This is a genomic window from Shewanella livingstonensis (assembly GCF_003855395.1).
GTDB lineage: Bacteria > Pseudomonadota > Gammaproteobacteria > Enterobacterales > Shewanellaceae > Shewanella > Shewanella livingstonensis.
Genome location: NZ_CP034015.1, coordinates 3,770,445 through 3,786,572, shown reverse-complemented (window position 1 = coordinate 3,786,572; position 16,128 = coordinate 3,770,445). Strand labels below are relative to the sequence as shown.

General features: G+C 33.4%; 15 protein-coding genes. All 15 read left to right on the top strand.

Going from position 1 to position 16,128, the window contains the following annotated elements:
* The first annotated feature begins 2 nt into the window (after positions 1-2).
* Complete coding sequence (locus EGC82_RS16365; protein ID WP_124731701.1) at positions 3-1,088, top strand: DegT/DnrJ/EryC1/StrS aminotransferase family protein; 1,086 nt, start codon at positions 3-5, stop codon at positions 1,086-1,088.
* A gap of 91 nt (positions 1,089-1,179) precedes the next feature.
* Positions 1,180-2,610: an IS4 family transposase gene (locus tag EGC82_RS16360; RefSeq protein ID WP_124731700.1), complete on the top strand. Its 1,431-nt coding sequence runs from the start codon at positions 1,180-1,182 to the stop codon at positions 2,608-2,610.
* Positions 2,611-2,641: 31 nt separating this feature from the next.
* Positions 2,642-3,199 carry an acyltransferase gene (locus EGC82_RS16355; RefSeq protein WP_124731699.1) on the top strand — a complete coding sequence of 186 codons (558 nt, stop codon included), beginning with the start codon at positions 2,642-2,644 and terminating at the stop codon, positions 3,197-3,199.
* Positions 3,200-3,205: 6 nt separating this feature from the next.
* Complete coding sequence (locus EGC82_RS16350; protein ID WP_124731698.1) at positions 3,206-4,153, top strand: glycosyltransferase; 948 nt, start codon at positions 3,206-3,208, stop codon at positions 4,151-4,153.
* Positions 4,143-5,582 carry a lipopolysaccharide biosynthesis protein gene (locus EGC82_RS16345; protein WP_124731697.1) on the top strand — a complete coding sequence of 480 codons (1,440 nt, stop codon included), beginning with the start codon at positions 4,143-4,145 and terminating at the stop codon, positions 5,580-5,582. The genes EGC82_RS16350 and EGC82_RS16345 overlap by 11 nt, the downstream gene beginning before the upstream one ends.
* 158 nt (positions 5,583-5,740) lie before the next feature.
* On the top strand, positions 5,741-7,345 hold the full coding sequence (locus EGC82_RS16340) for a polysaccharide pyruvyl transferase family protein (protein WP_124731696.1): 1,605 nt from the start codon (positions 5,741-5,743) through the stop codon (positions 7,343-7,345).
* Between the two features lie 26 nt (positions 7,346-7,371).
* On the top strand, positions 7,372-8,433 hold the full coding sequence (locus tag EGC82_RS16335) for a glycosyltransferase (RefSeq protein ID WP_124731695.1): 1,062 nt from the start codon (positions 7,372-7,374) through the stop codon (positions 8,431-8,433).
* A gap of 70 nt (positions 8,434-8,503) precedes the next feature.
* Positions 8,504-9,793, top strand: coding sequence for an O-antigen ligase family protein (locus tag EGC82_RS16330; RefSeq protein WP_124731694.1), 1,290 nt, complete (start codon positions 8,504-8,506; stop codon positions 9,791-9,793).
* On the top strand, positions 9,771-10,847 hold the full coding sequence (locus tag EGC82_RS16325) for a glycosyltransferase family 4 protein (RefSeq protein ID WP_124731693.1): 1,077 nt from the start codon (positions 9,771-9,773) through the stop codon (positions 10,845-10,847). Before EGC82_RS16330 ends, EGC82_RS16325 begins: the two co-directional genes overlap by 23 nt.
* A gap of 222 nt (positions 10,848-11,069) precedes the next feature.
* Positions 11,070-11,282, top strand: coding sequence for a hypothetical protein (locus EGC82_RS16320; protein WP_124731692.1), 213 nt, complete (start codon positions 11,070-11,072; stop codon positions 11,280-11,282).
* Positions 11,283-11,471: 189 nt separating this feature from the next.
* The gene (pssD, locus tag EGC82_RS16315; protein ID WP_124731691.1) at positions 11,472-11,954 is read left to right on the top strand and encodes a PssD/Cps14F family polysaccharide biosynthesis glycosyltransferase; all 483 of its coding nucleotides are present in this window, start codon (positions 11,472-11,474) and stop codon (positions 11,952-11,954) included.
* Complete coding sequence (gene pssE, locus EGC82_RS16310; protein ID WP_124731690.1) at positions 11,951-12,406, top strand: PssE/Cps14G family polysaccharide biosynthesis glycosyltransferase; 456 nt, start codon at positions 11,951-11,953, stop codon at positions 12,404-12,406. The genes pssD and pssE overlap by 4 nt, the downstream gene beginning before the upstream one ends.
* Positions 12,407-12,427: 21 nt before the next feature.
* Positions 12,428-13,594, top strand: a complete 1,167-nt coding sequence (locus EGC82_RS16305; protein ID WP_124731689.1) for a nucleotide sugar dehydrogenase — start codon at positions 12,428-12,430, stop codon at positions 13,592-13,594.
* Positions 13,595-13,826: 232 nt separating this feature from the next.
* Positions 13,827-14,906 (top strand): UDP-N-acetylglucosamine--undecaprenyl-phosphate N-acetylglucosaminephosphotransferase, encoded by a 1,080-nt coding sequence (gene wecA, locus EGC82_RS16300; RefSeq protein WP_124731688.1) that lies wholly within the window; start codon positions 13,827-13,829, stop codon positions 14,904-14,906.
* A 147-nt stretch (positions 14,907-15,053) separates the two neighbouring features.
* Positions 15,054-16,127 (top strand): UDP-N-acetylglucosamine--undecaprenyl-phosphate N-acetylglucosaminephosphotransferase, encoded by a 1,074-nt coding sequence (gene wecA / locus EGC82_RS16295; RefSeq protein WP_124731687.1) that lies wholly within the window; start codon positions 15,054-15,056, stop codon positions 16,125-16,127.
* Position 16,128 lies beyond the last annotated feature (1 nt).

Genomic DNA, 16,128 nt, shown 5'->3' with positions numbered 1-16,128 from the left:
ATATGAATATTTTATTGAACAAACCACTTAAACCTGAACTTGATAAATTAACTAAATATCTTGAGCAAGTGAATAATAATGAATGGTACACAAATTTTGGTCCACTTCATGAAATATTGACACAAAAATTAGAATCTTATTTAGGTGTTAAGAATTTATTACTTGTATCAAATGGAACACTTGCACTTCAAGTAGCTTGTAAAGCGCTTGATATTAATTCTGCTATCACTACACCGTTTAGTTTTGTTGCGACTACAAGCTCTCTATTGTGGCAAGGTATAGACATAGCGTTTAGTGACATAGATTCAGAATCATACAATTTATGTCCAGAAGCACTTGGTAAAGCTTTAAGTATAGAGCCCAGATATGATGGCATTGTAGCAACACATGTATATGGTAATCCTTGTGATGTTGATGCTATAAGCCAAGTAGCACTAAAATATAATAAGAAAGTTATCTATGATGCAGCTCATGCTTTTAATGTAAAAGTCGGTAGCGAATCCGTTCTTAATTATGGCGATGCAAGTACCTTAAGTTTTCATGCAACTAAACTATTCCATACTGTTGAAGGTGGAGCAATTGTTTTTAAAAATAAATCTGACTACGAGAAAGCCAAACAGCTAATAAATTTCGGAATTGATGCCAATGGTGATTTAGGAGAACCAGGTATCAACGCAAAGTTAAATGAATATCAATGTGCTGTTGGTTTAACCTTACTTGATGAAATAGATCAAGTTACGAAACATCGAGTAGAGTTATTTGAACTCTATAGGCAAGAACTAAAAGACTATGTTAAAATGCCTGATTGGCATATTAAGGGAAGTTACAACGGTGCTTATATGCCCATTTATATAGAAAATAAAGAGTTACTTAATAAAGTAATTGAAAACCTTAATTTAAGTGGTGTACAGCACCGACGATATTTTACACCATCTCTCGATGTTGCATACAAAAAACAAAAAACATTTAGCGCTATAGAAAGTAGAAAGATTTCAGAGGGTATTCTCTGTTTACCTCTTCACTATTATTTAAAAATAAGTGACGTATTAGAGGTTACAAACATTATTAAGCTAGCTCTTAAAGGTTAATAGACCTGACTCTTCTACACAAATCTGAAGCAAAATGAACTTTGTGACAAATCGATGATCAGATCTGGTAACTCAATCAACTTGCAGATTAATGATGTCAATTTTCAACCCAGAGCAATGGTCATACAATCACTTTAAAAACGGTTCATTTGGTGACTCGCGTCGCACTGACCGTGTCATCGAAGTCGCTGCCGACATGGCGCGTTGTAGCGGTAAGTCGATCGCTTTATCATGTCGAGGTAATGAAGCTAAAATTGAAGGGGCTTATCGATTGATCCGTAATGACAACATTTCTCCAGAAGTGATCAGAGCTTCTGGTTTTCAACATACTGCAGAGCTTGCCCAGCCCTATGCTGAGATATTAGCCATTGATGACACCACTGCGTTGAGTTACAAACATCAAGTAGCAGAAGAGCTTGGAAAACTGGGGACGACGACAGATAAATCACGTGGTTGGTGGGTTCATTCAACCCTGCTATTAGACAGCTTCACGACTCAGACTATCGGGCTCATTCATCAAGAATACTGGCTTCGTCCTAATAATCCTGAAGATGCTGACGAAAAAGAAAGTGGTAAGTGGTCAGAAGCATCCTATTTCTGCCGTCAACGCTTGGGAGACATCATGTCACGTGTCATTTCAGTGTGTGATAGAGAAGCAGACATACTGAGTTATATTCAAGATAAACAGCAGCATAATGAACGTTTCGTTGTTCGAGCGAAACATTCTAGAACGCTGATAGAGACTGACGCTACGTTATTTGAACATCTTGAATCACAAGCCGAACTGGGTGAATACACTATCGATATCGCCCAGAAAGGGACAAAAAATAGTAAAGGGAAGCCTGTAAACCGCGTGGCAAGAAAAGCCAAGCTAACAATTAAAGTGGCACAGGTTACGTTCAAAACGAAAGGTGAGACTCAGCCAGTAAACGTGGTGTACGCTCAAGAAAAAACATCAAAAAGCGTTACTGAGCCGTTGCGCTGGGTGCTATTAACAACAGAGCCAATCGATACGTTAATTCAAGCACTTCATATTATTGATATTTACACAGCAAGATGGCGAATTGAAGATTTTCATAAAGCATGGAAAACGGGTGCAGGAGCTGAGCGCCAAAGAATGACAGAGCCTAAGAATTTAGAAAGAGCGGTTTCAATCTTAGCTTTTATCGGCGTCCGTTTACTGCAACTCAGAGAAGCCATCACCCTCCCTTATTATTTACGTAAAAAAGGGCTGCTTGAGGAGGCCAAAGCAGTGGAGGCTCAACGCTGTGACACGGTGCTCGAAGAAGATGAATGGAAGGTGCTAATGCGGTTTAATAAGCCTAGAGGGCATAAAGATAAAGGAGCGCCGAGTCTGAAATGGGCGTATCAATCAATCGCAAAGCTGGGTGGTTTCACCGATACCAAACGAACAGGGATCGCAAGCTGGACGGCGGTTTGGGAAGGTTGGAGTACATTACAGTCTCATGTTGTAGGCTACCGAGTCGCGAAAGAAATGATTGCTGATGGCGAGAGCTTATGAGATCTGATCAAGAGACAGGTTAATAGACTATATGGCAATTCTAACAAGAGATCAGTTACTAAGAATGGGCTTTAAATCCGTAGGTGAGAATGTGAACATCTCGGACAAAGCAAGTTTTTATAGAACAGATAAAATTATAATTGGTGATAATGTACGGATTGACGATTTTTCGGTACTTTCTGCTGGTAAAGGTGGTATCGAGATTGGTAGTTATATACATATTGCGGTCTATTGTTCACTGATTGGAGCGGCTAAAATAACTTTAAAAGATTATAGTAATTTATCCTCTAAAGTCGCTATATATAGTTCAAGTGATGACTATAGTGGTGAATATATGACTAATCCTATGGTGCCGGAAGAGTTTACAAATGTACATCATGAAGACGTATCTATTGGTAAGCATGTTGTTTTAGGTTGCGGTACAGTAGTTTTACCTGGTGTAACAATTGGAGACGGAGCTGCAATAGGTGCACTTAGTTTAGTAAACAAAAGTTGTTTTGGTTATTTTGTTTATGCTGGTGTTCCCGTGAAAAGAATAAAACCTAGAAGTAAAAACTTAATATCTCTAGAACATAAATTGGTAAATTGATTTTATATGAAACCTACAATAAGTATCTGTTGTTTAATTTTCAATCATGAGAAGTATTTAAATAAATCTATTGATTCTTTCTTATCTCAAAAAGGTAGTTTCAACTTAGAGATTGTTATATTTGATGACTGCTCTACAGATAAGTCAAGAGCTCTTATTGGTGATTATGTTAAAAAGTTTCCTGAGGTTTTTAAATTAGTATATCCGGAAAGAAATATTTATAGTGAAGGTAAAACAGCATACTATAATTTAATTAGCGCGGCTACTGGCGAATTTATAGCTTGCTGTGAAGGTGATGATTACTGGATTGATGATTTTAAATTACAGAAACAATTAGATTATTTAATTGAATTTAAGGATGTGAATTTGGTTTTTCACCCGGCTTTATCTTTGCACACAAATAATGTTATTCAAGATGATGAATATGGATTTTATGGAGAAGATATTACCACAAAATCGTTTGAAGATATACTGAGGTGCAGTGGGGGGTTTATGCCAATGGCTTCGATTTTTACAAGAAAATATCTATATCTTGAATGGTTTAATAAATACCCTGACTTTTTCTCAGAAAGTATGTGGCACTCAACTATTCAAATATTAGGTGCATATAAATCTAAAGCAGTTTATTTACCAGACAGAATGTGTGTATATAGAACGATGCATGAAGGATCATGGAGTTCATCAATTACTCAATCTTCAGATGCACTAATAACGGATTATAAGAGCTTTATTAAAAGAAATCGCAAGTTAAATGAAATTATGAACTTTGAATATAAAGTTATTTATGATCAAGTTTTAATTAAAAGAACTGAAAAAGTCATCAGAAATAGACGGCTTACGAATCAACAAAAGAATGAATTAATAAAGCTTGCTAATTATAAGTTCAACTGGGTTACTAAAATTAAGTTTATATTTTTTAAAATTATAAGTAGTGTAATCCGTTATGTTAAGTAAAAAATCAATTATTGGATTTTTCTGGAATTTTCTGGAACAACTTAGTCGACGGGGTATATCTGTATTCGTTACCTTGCTACTCGCTTATTTCCTTACTCCTGAAGATTATGGGTTAGTAGCGATGATATCTCTATTTTTGGCATTGGGTAGTGCCTTAATGGAGTCTGGCTTTAAGCAAGCCATAATTAGAAAAGTTGATCTTACTAATCTAGATATTAACACTGCATTTTACGCAAATTTTATTTTTGCTATTTTAGCATATTCTGTACTATTCGTTTCTGCGCCCTACGTAGCTTCATTTTATGGTGAAGAAAGGCTTATATTATTATTACGTGTCGCTTCAATTTCGATAATATTTAATGCATTTCAAGTTGTTCCTAGTGCAATATTTACGAAAGAAATAGATTTCAAAACATTATTGAAAGCCAATGTACCTGCTACTATGTTATCAGGTTTAAGCGCTGTTATCCTAGCTTATGTAGGACTTGGTGTATGGTCTTTGATTTCTCAGACATTAATATCTTCCCTGTTTATATCGATTTTCTTATGGGTAAAAACCTCTTGGCGACCTAGTTTGACTTTTGATAAAGTATCGTTTATTGAAATGTATACCTATGGTTACAAATTGTTTCTTTCTAGTATTTTAGATACTATCTACAAGAATATTTTTGTGATGTTAATCGCAAAAATGTTTACTGTCAGCTTAGCTGGTCTTTATTTTTTTGCTGATAGGATTAAGGAGCTTATTATCAGTCAATTAATTACTTCAATTCAATCTGTAACATTTCCTGCATTATCTTCGATTCAAAATGAACCAGAGCGATTAAAAATAGCTTTTCAAAAAATAATCCAAGTGATGACATTTGTTTTTTACCCAGTTCTGTTGATCTTTGTTGCTCTATCTGAATTGATTTTTAAGGTTGTACTGCCTGAACAGTGGTTACCTGCAGTTCCATATTTACAATTGATGTGTTTATCCTGTCTTGCTATTCCCATTATTTCTGTAAACTTAAACATAATAAAAATTAAAGGGAAAACGGATTGGTACTTATATTTAGAAATTATTAAAAAAACAACTGGTTTTTTAACTTTATACTTTACTTATGAGTATGGTGTGTTGGCTATATTAGTTGGTCAAATATGTAGTCAAATTCTAAATTATTATCCAAGTGTATATTTATCAAATAAATTGATTGATTATAATTTATTTCAACAAGTACGTGATTTTTTGCCTAGCTTACTTCTTTCTACAATTATTGCTTTAAACGTTTGGTATTTACAAATTTATTTAAATTTAAGTAGTGCTCTTGATTTAATAGTAATAGGTATTTTCTCTTTATTTTTATATATTATTTTATCATATATCTTTAAATTTAAATCACTAAGATTAACATTGGATATGATTAAAAAATTAAAGTCGAACAGTTGATTAATTTTTAGAAATATTAATGTTATCTAAATTTGTTATTGTGGTGATAAAATTACTATAGTTTATTTAGTAATGTTCTTTGTTAATATTATATCCAGTACATTCGGTGATTATTGACATCTAATGTTACATCGCAAGGTATTTAAGTGGGAGTTTCAATGTCTGTATCACTACTGTTAATTAGTGAAACTAATGAACAAAACAAAGTTATTAACGCTATTAATAGCTATTCATCGCAATGTGATCAAATAATGGTGCTGCATAATAATTATTTTTATAAAGATCCTATTAATACAATAAATGAAGTTTCAAGTATAAATGAATTTGTCGAAAAAGCGAGTTCTGACACTATTGTTATTACTAGGGTTGGCTATGAATTAGATATTATTAACATGCTTAACAGTATTTCATCAAAAGAGCGTGCAGTAGGTGCTTTGTATGTTGATAATTATATTAAAGATGAAATGTATGTATCTATAGATACTTATGTAGAGGCTCGACTTCCAATTTTAATCAATACGAGTTTTATGCTTAAAAAGCAAGTATTCGAATCGTTTGATATACTTACTGAATGTGATGTAGCTACTTTTGAAAAAATAATATTAGCTAGAGCTTTTGTTGCTGGTGAAGTGTCGCTAGTTTCTAATCGAAAGAAGGTCGTTAACGTTTATCACGAAATAAATATGTATGATGTCACGTCTTCAAATATACTACATATATTAAAATCAGATTTAATTTTGATTGAAGAAGAAAAACTTTTGAAAGGTAAACAATTTCAAAAGTTAGTTGATTTTATTAAGTTATTTTCAAAACTTAAATCTAAAAAAGTTCCTAATAAACTCAACATTCTTATTTTGAAAGCAGTGTTGCAAAACATAGGTATTCTAAAATACTTAAAAAATGATATTATTGGCACAGTTGGCTACTATCTAAAAGATATTATCAATCTCATAAATCACAAATATTTGAAGAAAGAAGATGTATTATTTTCTTTTTTTACATCAAAATACCCAGTACACATGAATTGGGGGGATGACATAAATTATTTTATCCTTTCTAAAGCTACTAATAAAAAAATTGTTAAACTTAATCGTATTAGTTTTGGGGATGTGATTTTACCTATAGGAAGTATCATTCAATTTATCCCTAAAAATATAAAAGTAAATATATACGGCGCAGGTTTAATATCAAACAATGCTATTGTGAATAAAAATAATATTGGTGATATTCTATTTGTAAGAGGGCCAAATACACGAAAGAGGTTAATTGAATTAGGTTTATATGTACCAGAGTCATATGGTGACTTGGGTCTGCTCATCAGTGATTACTACAAACCAAAAATAGATAAGAAATTTAATATTGGATTTATACCACATTATACAGAAAAAAACTCTGATTTTACTTTGCACTGCAAAAAATTAGGTATAAAAATTATTAACGTTCAACAAGGACATGAGGAATTTATTGATGACCTATTATCATGTGAAAATATTATTTCGTCCTCCTTACATGGACTAATTGCTTCTGACTCATATTTAATTCCTAATAAGTGGATTAAAGTCTCAGACCGTGTTTTAGGTGACGGTTTCAAATTTGATGACTATCACCTTGGTACATTAGCTAAAGATTTCATGTCATATACTCCTGATTGCACAGAGAGTGTAGCTACTTTGATTTCACTATGTTCTGAAAAGCACATAGATGAAGCGGAAATTGTGAGAGTAAAAAAGCAAATGCAAAAATTTTTGCACAATGTTTGCTGAATCAACTCAATATTTATTGGTGAATAATGAAAGTACTTATAGTTGGCACTGACCCAAATGGCATTGGGGGAATAGAGACTTTTTCTAAAAATATACAAAAAATGTATCCAGAAACAATGTTTCTAGTAAGTTATGATCGCTTTAAAAAGAAAAATGTAAATAATATTTACTATATTTTTAAACATAAGTGGTTAGGGTATTTTCTTTTCTCATTGTTATTTTGTATTTCTAAAAAAATAGCTCGCCGATTTCTATCTAATAGAATAAGTGCACTAGACTTAAAATATGATGTGTTAATAGTTAATTTACATTTTGACCATTTTATTCCCATATTTATGCAGGTAAAATCTCCTAAGTTTATCGTGCAGCATACGCACAAAGATGTTCTACTAAACAATAAATTATTAATAAATAATGACATAAAATTACTAAAGATAATAACTTCGTATTATGATGTTATTTGCTTATCAAGTTTTGAGAAAACGATATTAAAAAAAGCTCTTTTACTCGAAGACTCGCGGTTGCATTGCATCAGACATATGTCACCTATTAAAATTATTGACCATCCTAAAGTTAAAAATAATAAGAAGATTGTGATCATTGCGCGATATGATAACGCTATAAAAAGAATAGACCTTGTTATAAATGCTATGTCTTCTTTGCCTGACTATCATTTGAATGTTTACGGTGATGGACCAGACAAAGCGTTATTAGTGAATCTTGCTACCAACTTACAAAATGTGACTATAAACGGTCCAGTTAGTAAAGTGAAAAATGTATTAGATGATCATAGTATATTTGTTATGAATAGTGAAAGTGAAGGGTATGGGATTACGCTGATCGAAGCTATGTCAAGAGGTTTGCCAATAATAATTAGGAATACATATGCTTCTGTTCCTGATATTGTAACAAATAATGGCGTTATAATTGATAAGACTTGGGACGAAAAAAATTTCCATAATGCAATCAAACTTATCGAGAATAATTTTCAATATTACTCCGAGAATGCTTTGACGTTGGCAACTCGTTACGATTTTAATACAATAAAAAAACATTGGGATGCATTGCTTATTTTTCCTAATGATTGACGGTAATAAAATACTGACTTCAATTATTACTATTATTATCTACGAGTCTTAATTCCTATAGGTGCGATAGTTGGTTAAAAATAATATTAGTTGTGCTGAAAAAAGGAAATATAAAGTATCACTGAGCAGTGTGTGCTGGTTTATTATTATTCCCTCGGTTTTACTTGATTTTTTATCAGGTTTCTTTTCTCTGCAAGTAGGTGTAGACCTTAAAATTTCACTTTTATATAAATCGATACTTATTGTACTGTGTATGATTGTGATCATGAGGGCTAACTTTGTTTCTTTCATCTTTTTAATCTCATTCCTATATTATATTTTATTTGTTTCTTATTTTAAATTTTTGTTTTTCGGAAAAGATGCTTTAACTTATGAGATGACAATTGGCCTTAAATTTTTTTCAATTATATTATTTACTCTTTTTTTTATTGAGTTAAAAAATACGGGGCGTTCGTCATTTAATAAGAACGCTTACCTTTGTCTTAATTTGGGTTTTTGGGTTGTTGTAATCAATGTTCTTTCTGGATATTTAGGTTTCGGATTTTCTACATATGCTAGCTCCCAAGTTGGTTTTAAAGGTTATTTCTTTGCTGGTAATGAATTAAGCGCCCTTTTTATAGTACTAAGCTCCTTTAAGCTTCAAACTATACTTAATTTTAGAACTAAAAAAGTATATTTTATTTATTCAATACTGGTTGTTTTAATTGGATTTTCAATTGGAACTAAATCTGGTATTGTCTTTTCTGTACTTCTACCCTTTGCTTTACTAGTCATTTCCCAGAGGAAAAAGATTTTTACAAGTAAATTTATAATATTTTTCTTAGTCGTTATAAGTTTAATTGCACTTGGTGTGGTTAATCTAGTAGATAGTTTATCTTCAATTCCAGCTATTGGTAAGATAATATACAATTTCTCTAATGGGGGATTATTACGTTTAATATTTTCAGGACGAGATGTTTGGGTTACACAATTATTTGAGCACTTTAATGATAGTAATGGTTGGGCTATATCCTTCTTCGGTTACGGTTCTACTTTCGTAGATAAAAGTATAGGTAAATATCTTCTTGAAATAGATCCTATTGATGTATACAATCTTTATGGTGTTCTAGCTGTTATTGTTATGGTAGTTTTTTCAATATGCACACTTGCTTATTCAATTAAAAATCTAAATAACCCTTTTGGCGCAGCCGCTCTTGTTGTTAATTTTTCACTTCTTATTTTTGCTTTTATTGCAGGTCATGTTTGGACTTCAGGTATGCTTAGTATTTCTTGGAGCTTACTCATAGCAATGTCTACAATTCCTAATGCTAATAATATAAATGTAGTTGGAGCGCTTGATGAGCATCCTTGTCGTAAGTAATATGTATCCGAGTAAAGAATTTCCTTTTTATGGAACTTTCGTACAAAAAATAACTGAAGGATTAATAGATAATGGTCACGATTGTAAAATCGTGGCAATATCTAAAATAGAAAATAAACGTTTTTTTAAATTAATCGGATATATCAATTTTTATATTAATATTATCTACTCCATAATTAAGTATAAGCCATCCTGTGTTTATCTTCATTTTCCTTCGCATACAGGGCTACCTGTTTTATTTATAAAGCTTTTTCGTAAGTTTAAAATTATTGCTCATTTCCATGGCGGTGATTTAATTAATCAGTCGCAGAGGTCTAAGTATTTTTTTAAACTAAAAGAAATTATTAATAATAATGTTATTTCCAAGTCTGAATTAGTTGTTCTGCCGTCAAATAGTTTTTTTAATTTAATATCTAAGACATATAAACTTAAAGAAGATAAAGTGATAATCACACCTTCAGGAGGTGTTGACTGTGATTTTTTTAACTTTAAATCGAGAGTTACTAGAACATGTAAAATATTATTTGTTGCTAGATTAGTTCCTGTTAAACGTCCACTACTTATGTCTGACTGCATTAAAAGTTTTTACCACGAATGCCCAGAATACTCTCAATTTGTTGAAGTTACTGTTGTTGGATCTGGCCCCTTAAGTATTACATTGAAAAAAGAGCTTAAAGGCTACAATGTCAAGTACCTTGAATTAGCATCTCAGAAGCAACTCCGTCAAATTTATAAAGAGAATGATATCCTAATTCAAACATCAGAATACGAGAGTTTGGGTTTAGTTCCGTTGGAATTTATGTCTACTGGTGGTATTGCTATGTGTATAGATATCCCAGCATTTAGGGAGTACATATCCAGTGGTGAGAATGGTTTCATTTTTAAAGATCCTTCTGATTTTGTTAGGTGTATGAAAAAATATATTTTAATGGATAAGTTGAGTTTTGGAATGATGTCTAATCAGTCTAGAAACACTGTTTTAAATAGATATAATTCATGTCGAACTTTAAAAGTCTTGTCGAATAAATTAAATGAAATTTCATCTAAAGTTTAAAGGTGCTTAACTATAAGTAAATTAATGTTTTGTGTATATTTGTTAAATGAGCAGGCTTGCTTCTACAATTAAATTTTTTTAGGCGATTCAATACTATCTTAAGGTAATAAAATTTATCCTGAACAGACTTCTTCAAATTAAGTAACTTGATAGGTTAGTGAAGTTGAAGGAACACAATTTAGAAGTAGGATTTATTTTATTTTCCACACTATGACGTACAGAATGACATGGCTGATTGGTATAGATACTTTAGCTTGGAGCGGGACTGCGCTTACATTCGATTGTCCTGGTCCTGAATCATACATCTCTAATAGTTATAATGGTCATTTAGTCACCAAAAACTCTGAAGTGCAGCAATCCAATTGTGTCATTCTGTTTATGGATTTACCTGTCAAAACCCCAAAACAATGCGATTACTACAGCCAAATAGTATGATTCTAAAATAGTGGAAGAACAGCTAAACTTCGTTGTACTTTCAGTTTTTCATGTTTTGTTACGTATCTATTCATTTTTATTATATGTGTTTAATTAGTATCATTGATCGTACCTACGTCCCGTCGTCAATTTTACTCATTTTTAATTTTAACTTTGTGACTAAATTGCTTAATCTTTTGAGGGGAGTGTATGAACTCAACAAAAAAAATACTGCTAACTTATGGTGTAGGTGGTCATTCCGCACAAATGAACCGACTTGTTCCAAAAATTAAACCTCTTTTGGCTGATTCTAAGTTAATTTCGATTTCGGATAATACAATAAATCCAACATGGTCATCTTGTCATTATGTCACCGGAGAGGTTAGAAATAAGAATAACCATATGGAAATATTTTCTAATTTTGGTCCTTTAACCGTTTTGAAAAGTCTTTTTAAAGTAAACCATGAACATAAGGTTGATGTGGTCATATCTACTGGACCAGGGCTTTGTTTTCTTGTTTCTTTGTTTTTCAAATTAAGAGGTGCAAAGATCGTTCATATTGAAACTTGGTCTAGATTCACAACAAAGTCCTTCACTGGTAGCCTTATGTACTATATTTCTGACCGTTTTTATATCCAGAATAAAGAGTTAATAAAAATTTATCCTAAGGCTATTTATGCGGGGTTACTGTGAATATATTTGTCACTGTAGGAACAACTAAGTTTGATAGTTTGATTATTAATGTTGATAATTATGCTGGGAAAAATAAAATATTAAATTTTACTTTTCAAGTATCCGATAGTGGTGAATATTCACCCCGAAATGGTTCTTTTTTTTCATTCGCAAATGAGATCAATGAATTATATGACTCTGCTGATTTGATTATCACACATGCTGGTGCAGGTTCTATATATACATTATTAGAAATGAACAAAAAAATAATAATTGTGCCTAATTTTGAAAGAGTTGATAAACATCAGTCTGATATTGCAAATTATATGGCTATAAATAAACACGCTCTTGTATGTTCGGATGTCGCTGATATTGGTCGTTTTATTGAAATGACCAAGGGTTTTCAGTTTGTACCTTTTGAGAAGATTTCTTTTTTCAAATCAGAAGAAATTTCCGAATTCATTATGAGTTAAAAAAATTATTAAGGTTTTGTCATGAAAATTGCTATCGCAGGCACAGGCTATGTAGGCCTTTCAAACGCTATGTTATTAGCGCAACACAATGAAGTGATTGCGGTTGATATTATTGCAGAAAAAATATCCATGCTTAATCAAGGTATCTCTCCTATCGCAGATACAGAAATAGAAGACTTTCTAACAAACAAATCATTGAACTTCACAGCTACGCTAGATAAGAATTTAGCTTATAAAAATGCTGACTATGTAATTATATCCACTCCTACAGATTATGATCCAATAACGAATTACTTTAATACCTTCTCAGTTGAGTCTGTAATTAATGATGTTATGGCGATTAATCCATCGGCTATAATGATAATTAAATCTACCGTTCCAGTTGGATATACCGCGAGCATCAAACAGCAATTGGGTTGTAATAATCTAATTTTCTCACCTGAGTTTTTACGTGAAGGTAAAGCATTACACGATAACCTCTATCCGTCGCGTATTATCGTTGGTGAACAAAGTGAGCGGGCTAGAGTGTTTGCTAATTTATTAGTTGAAGGTGCAGTAAAAGAAAATATTGATGTATTGTTCACTAACTCAACTGAAGCGGAAGCCATTAAACTTTTTTCTAATACCTACTTGGCATTGCGAGTTGCTTACTTTAATGAGTTAGATACCTATGCTGAATCTCATGGTTTAAATTCTCGACAAATTATTGAAGGGGTTAGTTTAGATCCGCGCATAGGAAATCATTATAACAACCCTTCGTTTGGCTATGGCGGCTATTGCTTACCCAAAGATACCAAGCAACTTCGCGCAAATTATGCTGATGTGCCTAATAATATTATTGGTGCAATTGTTGATTCTAACACTACTCGCAAAGACTTTATTGCGGAGTCAATTCTTAAGCGTGAACCTAAGGTTGTCGGCATTTACCGTTTAATTATGAAAGCTGGTTCAGACAACTTTAGAGCATCAAGTATACAAGGGATCATGAAACGCTTGAAAGCCAAAGGTATTGAGGTTGTGGTGTACGAGCCTGTACTTGAAGAGACTGAGTTTTTCCATTCAAAAGTCATTAAGTCACTTGAAGAGTTTAAAGCCACTTCAGATGTCATTGTATCAAACCGTATGGTTGATGAAATCAAAGATGTGGCTGATAAAGTTTATACTCGAGATTTGTTTGGTGCTGATTAACGCTACACATTATCAATAGTCAACCCTATTAGGCCGAAATGATATTGTCATATTAGTCAATGTGATACGAACAGGGTGAGACGGTTCTGAGACACTTTTTGTCTTGTTCTCACCCTTTTTTTGCTTAAATTACCCCTTTTATTTTCAATTCACCATAGTTTACATTTTTATTTTCAGCACAATCATTTTATGTTTTTCGATGTGTTTAATTCTCCATCAGCCAGAGTCATATATGCCCACTACCACTTCAGTCATTTTTGTTTTCTGCCTTTCTTTTATCAGTCTGTTTGCTTTCAGGAAGTTGGCTAAACGGGTTGGATTAGTGGATAAGCCCAATGAGCGTAAACACCATGTGGGTCAGATCCCACTCGTTGGCGGTATTTCAATTTATTTTACCTTAATGATTGCCTTGTTCGTGCTTTTTCCCATCACTCATGCTTTGCAGCTTTACGTTGCATGTTCAACCGTGCTCATTGTCTTGGGGGCGTTAGATGATAGGTACGATTTAAGTTTTAAGTCTCGCTTGGTGGTGCAGGCGGGGATTTCACTTGCGATGATTTTGGTTGGTTATAAAAGTTTGCATTACCTTGGTGCTATGTTCAGTGATTCGGCGTTAGTTATTCCAACTTATATGAGTTATATCGTCACCATTTTTGCGGTCATCGGGGCCATTAATGCCTTTAATATGGTTGACGGCATTGATGGTTTGTTAGGTGGTCTAGCTTCTGTGACATTCTCAGCCCTTGGTTTAATGTTTTATCTTGCCGGCAAGGACTATTTAGCGCTTTACTGCATGCTGTTCGTTGGTGCGATGCTCCCCTATATCATGCTGAACTTAGGCTTTCCGTTTGGTCGTCGATTCAAGGTGTTTATGGGGGATGCTGGCAGTATGTTTATCGGTTTTACGGCTATCTGGTTATTGATTGAAGCTAGCCAAGGCGAAAATGTGCTGGTTATTCGCCCTGTAACAGCCTTATGGTTTATTGCATTACCGCTGATGGACATGGTTTGTATTATGACCAGAAGGATCAGAAAGGGGCAATCGCCTTTCAAACCTGATAGAGAACATCTACATCATATTTGTCAGCGCATTGGTTTATCGTCAAGTCTGTCATTACTGGTTATTTGTCTATTAGCATCTGTAATGGCTGGCGTTGGTATTATGTCAGAGTTGTATAATGTGCCTGAATCAATCATGTTTTTTTCATTCTTAGTGACTTTTGCTATTTATTTCTCTGTCATTGCAAACATTTGGCGAATAACGGCTTTTCTGCATAAAACCTTTACGTTTACTCAGCCATCACACGAATGACTTATTTAGCTATTAATTTATGTCAGCATAATTATAATACCAGACAGCTAACTACCGCCAAAGGTGGTAGGATACCTCGCGTTAAATGACTTTTTACAATGTTAGGTTTTATAATAAGTAGTTTTATAAGTACTTAAGGATGAGATGATGGATTATTTAGTTCCTTTTATAACAGCTTTTATATTTAGTTTTACGGCCATTTTAGTATTCAAACCTATTGCTGCCAAGGTTGGCTTATTAGATGTACCTAATGAGCGTAAATGCCACGATGGTGCTATCCCCCTGATAGGTGGAATTGCTATTTTTTGCAGTGTGTTACTCGCATCAGGGCTGTTCATTAAAAGTAGTCAAACCCTCAATTTATATCTTATTTCGTCTGCATTAATTCTTTTCATTGGCGTACTGGACGATCGTTATGATTTATCTGTGCGGCTACGGCTCGTTGCTCAAGTTCTTGTGGCCTCAATACTTATTTTTGGTGCAGGATTTTACCTGACTACGTTGGGTGATATTTTTTATTTTTTTGAGTGTAAACTCGGCTATGTTGGTATTTTAGTCACGGTTATTGCCGTGATAGGGTCGATTAATGCTTTCAATATGGTTGATGGAATCGATGGCCTAGCGGGAATGCTGAGTCTTGTCACTTTTACATCTTTATCAGTACTATTTTATCGTGCTGGAAATGATTGGTTTTTGTTACCTTTACTTTTTGATGCCGCTATCCTTGCTTATTTATTTTTCAATCTTCGTTGGCCTTTTGTATCAGTACAAAAAATATTCATGGGCGATGCAGGCAGTATGTTGATAGGGCTAACCGTAGTGTGGTTGTTAGTCTTAGGTACCCAATCTTATAATGTACATCAGGGTACAGTGCTGAATGAGGTTGTCTTTTCGCCTGTCACGGCGTTGTACCTCATTGCGATACCTTTAATGGACATGACTGCCATTATGTACCGAAGGATCAAAAAAGGATTCTCTCCGTTTAAACCTGATCGTGATCATCTACATCATATCTTTGAGCGTGCCGGTTACAACCGTAAACAGACGCTTGTTAGAATTACGCTGTTGTCTTTATTATTAGCATTATGTGGTATGGCTGGTGAGTTTTATCAGGTACCAGAGTGGATAATGTTTAGCTTATTTATTGCATTATTTGCCTCTTACAACTGGGCTCTTGCTCATGTCTGGCAAATTATTACTTGGCTAAAGCGTAATGATTGAT

Excerpts from the sequence above, each read along its gene's own strand:
- EGC82_RS16365 (WP_124731701.1), top strand. The coding sequence starts at position 3 with ATGAATATTTTATTGAACAAACCACTTAAACCTGAACTTGATAAATTA.
- EGC82_RS16360 (WP_124731700.1), top strand. The coding sequence starts at position 1,180 with ATGATGTCAATTTTCAACCCAGAGCAATGGTCATACAATCACTTTAAA.
- EGC82_RS16355 (WP_124731699.1), top strand. The coding sequence starts at position 2,642 with ATGGCAATTCTAACAAGAGATCAGTTACTAAGAATGGGCTTTAAATCC.
- EGC82_RS16350 (WP_124731698.1), top strand. The coding sequence starts at position 3,206 with ATGAAACCTACAATAAGTATCTGTTGTTTAATTTTCAATCATGAGAAG.
- EGC82_RS16345 (WP_124731697.1), top strand. The coding sequence starts at position 4,143 with ATGTTAAGTAAAAAATCAATTATTGGATTTTTCTGGAATTTTCTGGAA.
- EGC82_RS16340 (WP_124731696.1), top strand. The coding sequence starts at position 5,741 with ATGTCTGTATCACTACTGTTAATTAGTGAAACTAATGAACAAAACAAA.
- EGC82_RS16335 (WP_124731695.1), top strand. The coding sequence starts at position 7,372 with ATGAAAGTACTTATAGTTGGCACTGACCCAAATGGCATTGGGGGAATA.
- EGC82_RS16325 (WP_124731693.1), top strand. The coding sequence starts at position 9,771 with ATGAGCATCCTTGTCGTAAGTAATATGTATCCGAGTAAAGAATTTCCT.
- EGC82_RS16320 (WP_124731692.1), top strand. The coding sequence starts at position 11,070 with ATGACATGGCTGATTGGTATAGATACTTTAGCTTGGAGCGGGACTGCG.
- pssD (WP_124731691.1), top strand. The coding sequence starts at position 11,472 with ATGAACTCAACAAAAAAAATACTGCTAACTTATGGTGTAGGTGGTCAT.
- EGC82_RS16305 (WP_124731689.1), top strand. The coding sequence starts at position 12,428 with ATGAAAATTGCTATCGCAGGCACAGGCTATGTAGGCCTTTCAAACGCT.
- wecA (WP_124731688.1), top strand. The coding sequence starts at position 13,827 with ATGCCCACTACCACTTCAGTCATTTTTGTTTTCTGCCTTTCTTTTATC.
- wecA (WP_124731687.1), top strand. The coding sequence starts at position 15,054 with ATGGATTATTTAGTTCCTTTTATAACAGCTTTTATATTTAGTTTTACG.